This window comes from Streptomyces sp. NPDC001056 (genome assembly GCF_053598955.1).
This window is the reverse complement of record NZ_JBSFLI010000039.1, coordinates 1-13,258: the sequence shown is the minus strand read 5'-3', so window position 1 is coordinate 13,258 and position 13,258 is coordinate 1. Positions and strand designations below refer to the sequence as shown.

Annotated in this window: 12 protein-coding genes and 1 pseudogene; 7 read left to right on the top strand and 6 right to left on the bottom strand. The window is 72.4% G+C overall.

Annotated elements, in window-relative coordinates:
- Window positions 1-47: 47 nt before the first annotated feature.
- The 5 genes from ACWDD7_RS32115 (at window position 48) to ACWDD7_RS32095 (ending at window position 3,431) form a co-directional block, all read left to right on the top strand.
- A complete protein-coding gene (locus tag ACWDD7_RS32115) occupies window positions 48-1,649 on the top strand; it encodes an FAD-dependent monooxygenase (protein WP_450459969.1) in 1,602 nt (533 codons plus the stop codon).
- 124 nt (window positions 1,650-1,773) lie between these two features.
- Window positions 1,774-2,121: an antibiotic biosynthesis monooxygenase family protein gene (locus ACWDD7_RS32110; protein WP_351869795.1), complete on the top strand. Its 348-nt coding sequence runs from the start codon at window positions 1,774-1,776 to the stop codon at window positions 2,119-2,121.
- Window positions 2,122-2,345: 224 nt separating this feature from the next.
- Window positions 2,346-2,393 (top strand): hypothetical protein, encoded by a 48-nt coding sequence (locus tag ACWDD7_RS32105; protein ID WP_309506048.1) that lies wholly within the window; start codon window positions 2,346-2,348, stop codon window positions 2,391-2,393.
- A gap of 70 nt (window positions 2,394-2,463) precedes the next feature.
- Entirely contained in the window at window positions 2,464-3,021 is a 558-nt protein-coding gene (locus ACWDD7_RS32100) for a cysteine dioxygenase (RefSeq protein ID WP_450459968.1), read from the top strand.
- Window positions 3,018-3,431 carry a rhodanese-like domain-containing protein gene (locus ACWDD7_RS32095; RefSeq protein WP_450459967.1) on the top strand — a complete coding sequence of 138 codons (414 nt, stop codon included), beginning with the start codon at window positions 3,018-3,020 and terminating at the stop codon, window positions 3,429-3,431. Before ACWDD7_RS32100 ends, ACWDD7_RS32095 begins: the two co-directional genes overlap by 4 nt.
- A gap of 26 nt (window positions 3,432-3,457) precedes the next feature.
- On the opposite strand, the gene ACWDD7_RS32090 is transcribed toward ACWDD7_RS32095, so the two are convergent.
- From ACWDD7_RS32090 to ACWDD7_RS32065, 6 genes are all read right to left on the bottom strand, one after another.
- Window positions 3,458-5,986 (bottom strand): FtsX-like permease family protein, encoded by a 2,529-nt coding sequence (locus ACWDD7_RS32090; RefSeq protein WP_450459966.1) that lies wholly within the window; start codon window positions 5,984-5,986, stop codon window positions 3,458-3,460.
- A 270-nt stretch (window positions 5,987-6,256) separates the two neighbouring features.
- On the bottom strand, window positions 6,257-7,096 hold the full coding sequence (gene recX / locus ACWDD7_RS32085) for a recombination regulator RecX (protein WP_450459965.1): 840 nt from the start codon (window positions 7,094-7,096) through the stop codon (window positions 6,257-6,259).
- A 2-nt stretch (window positions 7,097-7,098) separates the two neighbouring features.
- Window positions 7,099-8,220: a recombinase RecA gene (gene recA, locus ACWDD7_RS32080; RefSeq protein WP_351869780.1), complete on the bottom strand. Its 1,122-nt coding sequence runs from the start codon at window positions 8,218-8,220 to the stop codon at window positions 7,099-7,101.
- 246 nt (window positions 8,221-8,466) lie between these two features.
- Window positions 8,467-9,696, bottom strand: coding sequence for an AI-2E family transporter (locus tag ACWDD7_RS32075; protein WP_450459964.1), 1,230 nt, complete (start codon window positions 9,694-9,696; stop codon window positions 8,467-8,469).
- A gap of 135 nt (window positions 9,697-9,831) precedes the next feature.
- The gene (locus ACWDD7_RS32070; RefSeq protein ID WP_285562907.1) at window positions 9,832-10,026 is read right to left on the bottom strand and encodes a DUF3046 domain-containing protein; all 195 of its coding nucleotides are present in this window, start codon (window positions 10,024-10,026) and stop codon (window positions 9,832-9,834) included.
- Window positions 10,027-10,350: 324 nt separating this feature from the next.
- The gene (locus ACWDD7_RS32065; RefSeq protein ID WP_450459963.1) at window positions 10,351-11,115 is read right to left on the bottom strand and encodes a GNAT family N-acetyltransferase; all 765 of its coding nucleotides are present in this window, start codon (window positions 11,113-11,115) and stop codon (window positions 10,351-10,353) included.
- A gap of 250 nt (window positions 11,116-11,365) precedes the next feature.
- Here ACWDD7_RS32065 and kdpB point away from each other — a divergent pair.
- Together kdpB and kdpC are read left to right on the top strand one after the other, a co-directional pair.
- Window positions 11,366-12,511: pseudogene (kdpB, locus tag ACWDD7_RS32060) on the top strand (potassium-transporting ATPase subunit KdpB); the annotation flags it as partial.
- 5 nt (window positions 12,512-12,516) lie between these two features.
- On the top strand, window positions 12,517-13,128 hold the full coding sequence (gene kdpC / locus ACWDD7_RS32055) for a potassium-transporting ATPase subunit KdpC (protein ID WP_450459962.1): 612 nt from the start codon (window positions 12,517-12,519) through the stop codon (window positions 13,126-13,128).
- The last annotated feature ends 130 nt before the right edge of the window (window positions 13,129-13,258 follow it).

The following is a 13,258-nucleotide window of genomic DNA, read 5'->3' as shown; positions in this document are numbered from 1 at the left end:
TCACCCACTGCCGTCGAGACATCGCCGCGGACAGGGGGCGCCGCGCCGTGGACCCGGTGATCATCGTCGGAGCGGGGCCCGTCGGGCTCACGCTCGCCCTGGCACTGGCCCGCCAGGAGGTGCCGACCCTCGTCCTGGACGAGGGCCCCGGCAGGACGGAGCCCCGCCCGGCGCGCACCGTCGTGCTGCGCGAGGACACCGCCGCGCTGCTGGAGCGGCTGACCGGCGCGGCGCTCGACCACCACGGCGTGCGCTGGACCGGCTGGCGGTCGATGCGGCGCCGGCAGGTGGTGAGCGAGATCGCCCTCGGTCCGGACGAGCCCGCCCCGCTGCACATCGCCCAGCACGTGATCACGGGCCTGCTGCGGGCGGCCGCCGCCGATCAGCCCCTGGTGGAGATCGCCGCGGACAGCCGCCTGGACGCGATCGAGCAGGAGCCCTCCGGCGTCACCGCGCACACCCGAGGCCCCAAGGGCACATGGTGGCGCGGCGGTTACCTGGTCGGCTGCGACGGTACCCGCTCGACCGTGCGCAAACTTCAGGACATTCGCTTCCCCGGCCGTACGGCGGTGGAGCGGCACGCGGTCGCCGCGCTGCGCGCGGAACTCCCTTGGGAGGGCCAGGCGTTGCTGCACCGGATGCCACCGTGGCGGTCGTCCGGGCCCTTCGCCGGGGAGGTGACCGCCCGCCCCCTGCCGGACGGCGTCTGGCGGCTGGACTGGCTGCTGACGCCGGGCAAGGACCTGATCACGCCCGAACTGCTGGTGGCCGGCATCCGTGAGACCCTCGCGGGCTGGACCGACGGCTCGGCACCGGCGTACGACCTGCTCGACACCGGCGTCCACACGGTGCACCACCGGCTGGCCCGGCGCTGGCGCGACGGCCGCGTCTTCCTCGCCGGCGACGCGGCGCACCTGCTCGGCGCGCTGGGCACGCAGGGGCTGGACGAGGGGCTGCGGGACGCCGACAACCTCTCCTGGAAACTGGCCGCCGCCTGGCACCACGGGCCGCACGAGGCGCTGCTGGACAGCTACCAGGCCGAGCGGCGCGCGGTGGTCTCCGCCCGGCTGCGGGCCACCGACCAGGCACTGCCGGGGCTGCGCGGCGGGGGCGGGCTGCGGTACATCGTCCCCGGCACGGCCCGCGGCCACGACGCCCTGCTGACCGACGGCCACCTGGGCCGCGGGGCGCTCGGCGCGCCGGGCGCGTACACCGCCTCCCCCCTCACGCCCCGGCACCTCCAGGGCGAGATCCCCGTCGACACCTCCCCCGGCGGCCCGGTGACCGACGTCCGCGTCACGGCGGAGGACGGCTCCTTCGTCCGCCTCCGCGACCGCCTCGGCCGCGGCACCCTCCTCGTCGTCCTGGTCGCTCCCGGCACGGGCGTGTGGGACCGCAAGCACTGGGTCTCCGCGGGCGTGATGCCCCGCCTGGCCGCCGCGGTGACGGCTCTGCCCCACCCGGCCGAACTGCTGGTCGCCGAGTCCTATCCGGGCGCCCCGGCCCACAGCGTCCTGCTGGTGCGCCCCGACGGCCACCTGGTCACCGCGCTGAACGGCGTCCGGCCCGCCGACCTGTACGCGGCGGCGGAGGCGACCGTGGGGGGAGCCGTGGCGGAAGGGGTCGAGGCGGAGGCGGGGGTGGGGTGAGGGCGGCGACGGCACGCTCCCGCCAGGAACGTGGGTCGGTGACCGGACAAGGGGTTGTGAGTTCCGGTCGGCGCGCGAGATCGTTTGCGGTGATACTGCTGGTGTCGTCCGCTGGAGGACCTCCGTGACCGACGTCGGGCCCGCGTCGCTGCCCACACCGCCCTACTACGCCGTGGTGTTCACCGCCGTGCGGACCGCCGTCGACCACGGCTACGCGGAGACGGACGAGCGGTTGCTGGAACTGGCCGCCGAGCAGCCGGGATTCCTCGGCGTCGACTCCGCTCGCCGTCCGGACGGCCTGGGGATCACGGTGTCGTACTGGAAGGACGAGGACTCGATCGCCGCCTGGCGGGAGCACGCGGAGCACGCCCTGGCCCGTGCGCACGGACGCGAGCACTGGTATGCCTCGTACTCCCTCCATGTGGCCAGGGTGGAGCGCGCCTACGGGTTCACCCGCCCGACGGATCTGTAGGTGCCGCGCACGCTCCCGGGCACGGCGAGCGTGCGCTTCGGGGCAGGGAACCCGGGGCGCGCAGGTCGTGAACCCGGGGCCTGCGCGCATGGACCCCGCGCCGTACCACCCCCGTGCGCCGTCACCCTCTGTCCGCATGGTGACGGTCGGTTGACCGGGTTCCGACGGCGTGCTGTACTCCGCTCGTGACCGACACCTGTGTGCGCCTGTGGCGGAGGGTCCATATGGACCTCGTCCGCTATGCGGGTTGTGTGTGTCGTCCGTCCTGCTGAATTCGCATCCCCTTTTTCTTCCGGGTGCCGCCGTGCGCCCGTTCCGCGAACCCTCTTCAGGACGGTCCACGTGTCTGTCTCGTCTCCTTCGACGTCCTCCCCGGCGTCTCCTTCCGCGTCCCCCGCCACCGGCTCGGTACCGACCCAGGCGGAACTCCTCGACTTCGTACGGCGCACGGCGGCCGACGCCGAACTGCTCGCCTCTCTCCCGCTGGACCCGCAGGACCGCACCTGGGTACGGCTGGACGGCCCCGGCGGCAGCGAGGCCTGGCTGATCGGCTGGCCGCCGGGCACCGGCACCGGCTGGCACGACCACGCCGAGTCGGTCGGCGCCTTCCTCACCGCCGCGGGCGAGCTCAAGGAGAACGCGCTCGCCGTCCGGCTGCCCACCGACGGCTGGCAGACCCTGGAACTCACCGAGGGCGTGGACCGCGAGCGCCGGCTGCCCGCCGGCCAGGGGCGCGCCTTCGGCCACCACCATGTGCACGAGGTCCTCAACGACTCCCCCGACCGACACGCGATCTCCGTCCACGCCTACTACCCGCCGCTCCCCCGCATCCGCCGCTACAGTCGCTCGGGCCAGGTGCTGCGCCTGGAGCAGGTCGAACGCCCGGAGGACTGGCAGTGAGCAGCGCCCCCCACCAAGGCCCGGTCAGCATCGACGAGTTGCTGGAGCGGGTGCGCACCGGCTACCGGCGCGTCGAGGCGCGGGAGGCGTACGACACGGCCCGGGCCGGTGACGCCCTGCTGGTCGACATCCGGTACGCGGCCCTGCGCGAGCGGGACGGGCTGATCCCCGGCGCCGTCGTCGTCGAGCGCAACGAACTGGAGTGGCGCCTCGACCCCCGGGGCAGCCACCGCATCCCCGAGGCCACGAGCCACGACCTGCGTATCGTGCTCATCTGCAACGAGGGCTACGCCTCCACCCTCGCCGCCGCCTCCCTCCACCAGCTCGGCCTGAACCGGGCCACCGACCTGGTCGGCGGCTTCCAGTCCTGGCGCTCGGCCGGTCTCCCGGTGGCGCCGGCGGGGGTCTGACCGCCGCTCCCTCGCCGCGCCGTGGCTCACTCCCTCGCCGTGGCCGCCGTCACCGCCGGCACCCGCAGTGCCGCACGTCCCGGCAGGGCGCAGGCCACCAGGGCAAGAAGACCGGCGGCCGCGACGACGGCGGCATGGAGGAGCGGTGTGACCGCGGGCGCCACCCGGCCGGTCATCCCGACGCTGAACGCGGTGAGCACGGCGAGGGCGATGCCGCTGCCGAGCGCGGTGGCCAGGAGCAGCAGGGACAGCGACTCGGTGCGCAGCATGCGCAGCACCTGGCGCCGGGTCGCGCCCGCGAGCCGCAGCAGCGCGAACTCACGTACCCGCTCCGCCACCGACATGGCCAGCGTGTTGATCACCGCGATGGCGGTGAAGGCGAGCACAAGGCCCATGGCGAGGTAGTTGACCTCGGCGTTCGTCCGCTCGTGCCCGGCCTCCAGTGCCTCGGCTCCGGCCGGGGAGGTTATGCGCAGTCCCGGGAACCCGCGCAGGGTGGCGGCGACGTGGCGCCGTGTCCGGGACGTGCGGACGAGGAGGGAGGAGGCGAGCGGGTTGTCGACGTGCGGGGCGACGAGGTCGTGGGCGAGGGTGAGATCCCCGAAACCGAGGCCCCGGGCGTAGACCGCGGCGACGGTGACCGTGACGGGTGTGCCGTCGCCGAGCGTGACTCTCATACCGCTTCCGGGCTTCACATGCTGCTGCTCGGCGGCGAGTCGGCTGACCGCGACGGTGCCGGGGCCGAGCGCGTCCAGGGAACCGGCGGTGACCTCCGGGTCCCAGGTGCGGGTCAGGCCCTCGGGGGTGACGCCCTGCGCCGGGTACTTGTCGAGGCCCACCCGGACCGTCGTCCGCACGACCTCGGTGACCGTGTCCTGCCGCGCCCGCAACCGCTGCGCGGCCGCCCCCGGCACACCGGGGCCCCGCGCGGCCACGATCCAGTCGGCCCTGACACCCTCACGGACCTGGGCACGGGCCGCGTCGCCGAGCGTGGTCTGCACGAACAGCACCGTGCAGGTCATGCCGATGAACAGGGTGAGCGGGGTGACCACGGACGCCATCCGGGCGGCGTTGCCCCGCAGGTTGGCGGTGGCGAGGCGGCCGCCCGGACCGATGAGCCGCAGCGGCCCGGCGAGCAGCGACGCGGCCCCCTTGACCAGGAGCGGCCCGAGCAGGGAGACGGCGATGGACAGCACCACGACGGCCAGCAGGGTCACGGGGGTCGAGGCGGCCTCGGTGCGCAGTGCGGTGAGGAGCACGACCAGGACGACCCCGCCCGCGAGACACAGCAGCCCGGCGAGGAGCCGGCCCCAGGCCGGACGGGTGCGCTCGGACCTGGCCTCCGCCAGGGCCTCGGCCGGTCGTATCCGCGCGACCCTGCGGGAGGCGATCCGGGCCGCCGCCCAGGCACCGAGCAGGGTCGCGGCGAAGGCGACGAGCGGCGGGAAGACGCCGACGGTCCGCTCCAGCGTGGCGGGTACGGCTCCCAGGGCGACGAACCTGGAGTACAGCCACCCGCCCAGCAAGAGCCCGAGCAGCGCGCCCGCCGCACCCGCGACCGCCCCCACGATCAGCGCCTCCCGGCCGAGCAGCCTGCGGATCTGTCCCGGAGTGGCGGCGACGGCGCGCAGCAGGGCGAGTTCGCGGTGGCGCTGCCGCACGGTGAGCGCGAAGGTGCCGACGACCACGAGCACGGCCACCAGCAGCGAGGTGCCGCCCATGGCCGCGCCCATGCTGACCAGCCGGATACGGGCGGCGGCCGCGTCCAGGAACTCCACGGGACCACGGGCGTCACCGGAACTGACCCGGGCCGTGGTGCCGCGCAGCGCCTCGGCGACGGCCTGCCGCAGCCGCTCGGGATCCGTCCCCGCGGCCGGCAGCACGCCGAAGGCGGTGACCTGCCCGGGGTGCGCGGCCAGGCGGCGGGCCTCCGCGGCGGAGAAGAACAGGGACGTCTGGTGGCGTACGGCGGTGGCCGGGGTGGCGATGCCCGTGATCCGGTAGCTCCGCGGCGCGCGCGTGGACTGCACGGTGAGCCGGTCGCCGGGTCGCAGCCGAGCGCGTGCGGCGAGGTCGCCGTCCACGACCAGCTCGTCGGCGGTCTGGGGCGCGCGGCCCGCGCTGAGCCGGTACGGCGTCAGCGCCGCGGAGTCCCACGCGTGCCCGTAGGCGGTACGGCCACCCGTGCCCGTCTGAGTCAACGGCTGGGCGAGGAAGGTGAGTTCGGGTACGACCCGGGCCACCCCGGGGGCGCGGGCGATCCGGTCCCGCAGCCGCTCGGACAGCCAGACGCGCTCGGCGAGGGGCTTCGCCTTGTCCTTGACCTTGGTCCTGCCGTGCCGGTGCTTGACGGTGATCTGGTGGACGTCCTGGTCGGCGGAGACCAGGACCGGCGCGGCCGCGTAGCGCTCGGTGCGGATGGTGCCGCGCAGTCCGGTGTCGAGGAGGCTCCCGCAGGCGCTGATCAGGGCGGCCGCACACATCAGGGCGACGAAGGCGCCGAGGAATCCCGCCTTGCGGGCCCGGACTGTCCGAAGGGCGTAACGCAGCATCATCGGGGCGGTCTCTTTTCCGGTGGCGGCCGGCAGGGCCGTGCTGACCGCCCCGATCGGTCTGCGCGGTGCTCCCGGGGCGTGCCTCCAGCCTCGCCGCTCCGGGGGCATCGACGCACTGCGGTGACCCGGCGTCCTGAACCGGGGGTAATCCCCCGTCAGACCACCCCGCCGGCACGCCCCTTGGGGCGATCCGTCGACCCGCCCCGTCGGCACGCCCCCTCGACGCCCGCCATCGGCACGCCGCCGTTCACGCGCCCAGTCGCCCCGTCGTCAGAAGTCGGCCTCGCCGAGGAATCCGGTGTCCTCGCCCTCTTCCTCCAGCGCCCGGCGGACGACGCGCAGGGACATCCCCTCGGGATACCCCTTGCGTGCGAGCATCCCGGCGAGGCGGCGGATGCGCTTGTCGCGGTCCAGGCCCCGGGTGGCGCGCAGCTTGCGGGCGACGAGCTCGCGGGCGGTCTCCTCCTCCTGGTCGGAGTCGAGCTGCGCGACGGCCTCCTCGATCAGCGTCGAGTCGACCCCCTTGGTGCGCAGCTCCCGGGCGAGGGCCCGGCGGGCGAGCCCCCGGCCGTGGTGCCGGGACTCCACCCAGGCGTCCGCGAACGCGCCGTCGTCGATCAGCCCGACCTCCTCGAACCGCGACAGCACCTCCTCGGCCACGTCCTCGGGGATCTCCCGCTTGCGCAGGGCGTCCGCGAGCTGCTTGCGGGTCCGCGGGGTGCCGGTGAGCAGGCGCAGGCAGATCGACCGTGCCCGCTCAGCCGGGTCCCCCGAAGACTCCCCCCGCTCGGCTCTCGACGAGGAGGGCGCGCCTTCGTCCGTGCCGCGCGGCTCCCCGGAACCGCGCCGCCGCCCGCCACGTCGCCCGCCGCCCCGGGGGCCGCTCGCACCCAGGGGGCCGGGCCCGGTCGAGCCACCCCCGTGCGACTCACCGCCCTCGTCGTCCGGCCCGTCGTCCGGCCAGGCGCCGTCCCCGTATCCTTCGTCTCCGCCGGTCGCGTACGCGTCGTCACCGCCCGGGGCATGGGCCTGGCGGCCCCCGGTGCCCCTCCCCCGTGAGGCACCGGGGGTGGCGTACTCGTACTCGGACCAGTCGGTTCGTCGTGTCACGGTCAGCTCTTGGCAGCGGCGGCCTTGGGCTTGGTCGCCTTGGCGGCCGGAGCGGCCGTCTTGGCGGTGTCCTCGGCCGGTGTGGCGCCCGCGGCGTCCGCACCGGGCTCGGCCGTCGGCTCTTCCGGCCGGACGCCCACGCCCAGCTTCTCCTTGATCTTCTTCTCGATCTCGTTGGCCAGGTCGGGGTTGTCCTTGAGGAAGTTGCGCGCGTTCTCCTTGCCCTGGCCGAGCTGGTCGCCCTCGTACGTGTACCAGGCACCGGCCTTGCGGACGAAGCCGTGCTCCACGCCCATGTCGATCAGGCCGCCCTCGCGGCTGATGCCATGGCCGTAGAGGATGTCGAACTCGGCCTGCTTGAAGGGCGGCGCGACCTTGTTCTTGACGACCTTGCAGCGGGTGCGGTTGCCGACCGCCTCGGTGCCGTCCTTCAGGGTCTCGATGCGGCGGATGTCGATGCGCACCGAGGCGTAGAACTTCAGTGCCCGGCCACCGGTCGTGGTCTCCGGGGAGCCGAACATCACGCCGATCTTCTCGCGGAGCTGGTTGATGAAGATGGCGGTGGTCTTGGACTGGTTGAGCGCGCTGGTGATCTTCCGCAGCGCCTGGCTCATCAGACGGGCCTGCAGACCGACGTGGCTGTCGCCCATCTCGCCCTCGATCTCCGCGCGCGGGACGAGCGCCGCGACGGAGTCGATGACGATCAGGTCGAGCGCGCCGGAGCGGACCAGCATGTCCACGATCTCCAGCGCCTGCTCGCCGTTGTCCGGCTGGGACAGGATCAGGTTGTCGATGTCGACGCCCAGCTTGCGCGCGTACTCGGGGTCGAGGGCGTGCTCGGCGTCCACGAACGCGACCTGGCCGCCGGCCTTCTGCGCGTTCGCCACGGCGTGCAGCGTCAGGGTCGTCTTACCGGAGGACTCCGGTCCGTAGATCTCCACGACACGGCCGCGCGGCAGGCCGCCGACGCCGAGGGCCACGTCGAGCGCGGTCGAGCCGGTCGAGATGACCTCGATGGGCTCCTTCGACCGGTCGCCCATGCGCATGACCGCGCCCTTGCCGAATTGTCGTTCAATCTGTGCGAGTGCGGCGTCGAGCGCCTTCTCGCGGTCGGTTCCTGCCATGGGTTCCACCCGGTTTGCTTGAGTCGATCGCTTCACGTCAAAGACGCTAACGCCTGCCACTGACAATGCGTCCCGACGTCGGCCCGGCCAGTGGATAACCCGGGTGCATTTCTACCCAAACCATGACCGAATCCCCGGTCCACAGCCTCGCCGGAGCCTTCATAAGAATGGATGTTCGATTTTCGTGTCAAGCGACACCCCGGCGGGACGGGGTGTCCTCGATGGGGCCGCGGTGCGGGCGGGCCGCTACCGCCTGGCGCGCGCGGCCCTGATGCGCGTGAGCATCCCGGGACCGCCCGGGGCCCGCACGCGATGCCCGTTCACCCGGGGGTCGTCGGTGACGGCGTACCGCTTCACGTAGGCGCCCAGGAACGCCTGGAGGGTGGCCACCGCGGGGATGGCGATCAGCGCGCCGACGGCGCCCAGCAGGGCCGTGCCCACGATGACCGAGCCGAAGGCGACGGCGGGGTGGATGTCGACGCTCCTGGCGGTCAGCTTGGGCTGGAGCATGTAGTTCTCGAACTGCTGGTAGATCACGACGAAGATCAGCACCCACACCGCGTACCAGGGGGCGACGGTGAACGCGATCAGCATCGGCAGCGCGCCCGCGAGATAGGTGCCGATGGTCGGGATGAACTGCGAGACCAGGCCCACCCAGACGCCGAGCACGGGCGCGTACGGCACACCCAGGGCCTGGAGCAGGATGTAGTGCGCGATCCCGGAGACGAGCGCCATGAGGCCGCGCGAGTAGAGGTAGCCGCCCGTCTTGTCGACGGCTATCTCCCAGGCGCGCAGCACCTCGGCCTGGCGCGCGGGCGGCAGCACGGAGCACAGCGCGCGGCGCAGCCGGGGGCCGTCGGCGGCGAAGTAGAACGAGAACAGCGCGACGGTCAGCATCTGGAAGAGGCCGCCGAGCACCTGCTGGGACACGTCGAGGACGCCGGTCGCGCTGTTCTGCGCGTACTTGCGCAGCCAGTCGGAGTGGAGCAGCCCCTCCTGGACGTCGACCCGCCTGAGATTGGTGTGGAAGGTCTGGTTGGTCCAGTGGATGAGCGAGTCCAGGTAGTCCGGGAAGCCCTCGATCATCTTGATGATCTGGCCGGCCAGCATCGAGCCGAGCAGGGTGACGAACCCCGCGGCGACGACCGTCAGGAGGAAGAAGACCAGGAAGGTGGCGAGCCCCCTGCGCATGCCGCGGGCGGCCATCCGGCTCACCGCGGGCTCGACCGCCAGGGCCAGGAAGAACGCGATCAGGATGTTGATCAGCAGCCCGGTGAGCTGGTGGAAGGCCCAGTTGCCCAGCTGGAAGGCGGCGACCAGCGCGAGCGCGAGGACCATGGCGCGCGGCAGCCAGCGCGGCATGCGGCCGTCCGGCGTCACGGCGCCGGTGACCGGTGGCCGGTCGGTGGCCTCCGTCGTGTCGGCCGCTTCCGCGGTCCGGATCAGCTGCTCGGTGTCCTCGTCAGTGCGTGCCACGCGCCAAGTCTCGCCCACGTCACCGGCAAACGGCGCCCACCTGCGGCTTTCGTGACCGATCGGTGCCGTAGCGTCGACTTCACCACGGACTTACGAGGCATTTCCCCCAGGGGCGCCGAGGGGCTGGTGGCACTCTCAGCGCCGCTCCCGCGGCACGTCCATGACCGTGCACACCACGCGCCACACGTCCCTGGCCGCCCAGCCGGCGTCCAGCGCCTCGTTCACCGTGCGCCCACCCAACTCCGACATCACGTGATCGCGCGCGAAGGTGTCGGCGTACTCCGGACCGAAGTGTTCCGCCATCCGTTGCCAGAAGACCGTCAACCGCATGAATTTCGCCCCATACCCGCTATGACCTGCACGTTCCCTGTCTCTCACACCCTCGCACGACCCTCGGAGGGTTTCCAGGGAGTTCGCCTCCCCGCGAGGGAAAGCCAAGGTCGGCGCGCCCAGGCCGGCGAGCAGGGGCACGAGGTCCGGGCGCGTCATCGGCCTCGCGCGCCGCCGGGCGCCGCCGCATGACGTGCGTCTCATCGGAAGTCTCCGGCGGCGACGCGCACACGCGGGGCCGAGACCGCCGCCGACACCGCACGCCCCTGGGCGCTGAGGACCAAACCGGCAAGGCCGAGGCGAAGAGGGCCGACGGCCGCGGTTTCAAGGGGTGACGGCGTATTCGGTGAACCGGCCGCATGAGCGGAAGCCCAGGCGGCGGTAGACGGGCTCGCCGTCCCCCGATGCCTGGAGGACCGCGACGCGGTAGCCCTCGCGGCGAGCGGTGTGGAGAGCGGCCAGGGTCATGGCGCCGCCGTACCCGCGTCGACGGTGGGTGGTGAGGGTGGAGATGTTGTAGATCCCGGCGACTCGCCCGTGCAGGAGGACCTCGGCCGAGCAGACCGGCTGGCCCTCGGCGTAGCCGACCAGGTAACGGGCCGGGCAGCCGACAGCCAGCGCCTGCGGGGCGGCCAGGTCGAAGAAGCGGCGCACGGTCTCGGCGGGCGGGTCCCAGTTGGCGGCGAGGACCGCGGCGTAGTCGGAGAGCTGCGCGGGTGTGGTCACCGGGCGGATGTCCATCCCGTCCGCGTGCGGCTGCGGCAGGGTGTCTTTCAGCTCGGCCCACATGGCCGTCTCGTGCTCGGCGGCCGGCAGACCGGCAGCCGACAGGCGGGATCCCAGATCTCCCGGTGTGGAAGCGGGACCCACCCACCAGGAGAAGGAGCGGCCGGTGGCCGTCAGCGTCCGGACCATCTCGGTGATCCGCGACCGAGCGGTGTCGGGGGTGAAGCGGGCTGCGGCGACGATGTTGAAGGTGCCGTCGTCGAGGCCGCTGTCGGCGACCACGAGGTCGTCGCTCTCCATGACGGTCGCGCCTTCGACCTTCCGGTGGAGGTGGCAGGCGTGTTCGGCCAGGTTCACCTCCATCCTGGCCAGGAGATCGCCCTCATCACGGAATGCGGTCTTCATCGGGTTCTCTTCACCGGGTTCTCTTCACCGGGTTCTCTTCATCGGGTTCACGAGGGTCGATCCCATCACGGCTTCACGCGGCTCCGCTCGGTTTTCGGATGCCGTCGGCCACGCCCTGACGAGCGGACATCCGGCTCGATCCGGCAATCCGGCGTGCGGGCAGAACGATCAGGCGGGGCGGTCAGGCGGGCGGTCAGGAAATCGAGCAGAATCCGGCACCATCACCCTCGGCAACCGGCGGGCCGCCGAGTTCGTGCCGGTGCGCGGGACGACGGAGGCCGAGGTCGCGGACGCGGCCCAGCTGTCCTCACTGGCCGACGAGACCCCCGAGGGCCGCTCCGTCGTCGTCCTCGCCAAGGAGAAGTACGGGCTGCGCGAACGCCACCAGGGCGAGCTGGCCGGCGCCGAGTGGATCGGGTTCACCGCCCAGACCCGCATGTCGGGTGTGGACGTGGACGACCGCAAGGTCCGCAAGGGCGCCACCGCCTCCGTCCTCGCCTGGGTGGCCGAGCGCGGCGGTGAAGTCGCGGGGGACGCCCAGGCATTGACCGACCGGATCGCCGAGGCCGGCGGCACACCGCTGCTGGTCGCCGTCGAGGACGCCGACGGTGCCCGCGTCCTCGGTGTCATCCACCTCAAGGACGTCGTCAAGGACGGTATGCGGGAGCGGTTCGAGGAACTGCGCCGCATGGGCATCAAGACCGTGATGATCACGGGTGACAACCCGCTGACCGCGAAGGCGATCGCCGAGGAGGCGGGTGTCGACGACTTCCTCGCCGAGGCCACCCCCGAGGACAAGATGGCCCTCATCAAGCGGGAGCAGGCCGGCGGCAAGCTGGTCGCGATGACCGGTGACGGCACCAACGACGCGCCGGCGCTCGCGCAGGCCGACGTCGGTGTCGCGATGAACACCGGTACGTCGGCCGCCAAGGAGGCCGGCAACATGGTCGACCTCGACTCCAACCCGACCAAGCTGATCGAGATCGTCGAGATCGGCAAGCAACTCCTCATCACCCGCGGCGCGTTGACGACGTTCTCCATCGCCAACGACGTCGCGAAGTACTTCGCGATCATCCCGGCGCTGTTCGCCGCCGTCTACCCGGGCCTGGACAAGCTGAACATCATGCACCTGTCCTCGCCCGACTCCGCGATCCTGTCGGCCGTCGTCTTCAACGCGCTCGTCATCATCGCCCTGGTGCCGCTGTCCCTGAAGGGCGTGCGGTACAAGCCGGTCGGCGCCGACAAGATGCTCCGCAGGAACCTCGGGATCTACGGCATCGGCGGCCTGGTCGCGCCCTTCATCGGCATCAAGCTCATCGACCTGCTCATCTCTCTGATCCCCGGGATCGGGTGAAGGACATGAACAACTCCTTTGTGAACCTCGGCCGTACGACGTGGGCCGCGCTGCGCATGCTGCTCGTCCTCACCGTCGTCACCGGGATCGCCTACCCCCTCCTCGTCACGGGGATCGGCCAGGCCGCCTTCCACGACAAGGCCAACGGCTCGATCACCGAGGTCGACGGCAAAGCGGTCGGGTCCAGGCTGATCGGCCAGAGCTGGGACATCAAGGGCACCGACAAGCCGGACCCCCGGTGGTTCCAGCCCCGCCCGTCCCACAGCGACTACGACCCGCTGGCCACCGGCTCCAGCCAACTGGGCGCCGACGACGCCCGGTTGGTGAAGGCGATCAGGGCGGCGAGGCAGCGGGTCGCCGAGTTCAACGGCGTCCCCGAGTCGAAAATGCCCACCGACGCGGTCACCGGCTCGTCCTCGGCCATCGACCCGGACATCTCCCCGGCCTACGCGCGGATCCAGATCGACCGCGCGGCCAGGGCGAACGGACTGCCCCGCACCCGGGTGCAGGAGCTGGTGAAGGACCACACCGACGGTCGTACCGCAGGATTCCTGGGCGAGCCGCACGTCAACGTCCTGGACCTCAACATCGCGCTCAAGGAACTGGCCCGGAGGTAGTGGGCTTGTCGACAGGGATGGCGGGGAGTCGGCGGCTGGGCGAGCGCGAGGCTCCACGACAGGGTGAGCAGGGAGCCGCCGATCAGCCAGGCGTCCAGGCCCAGGCAGATCCAGCCCGCCCTGGTCACCG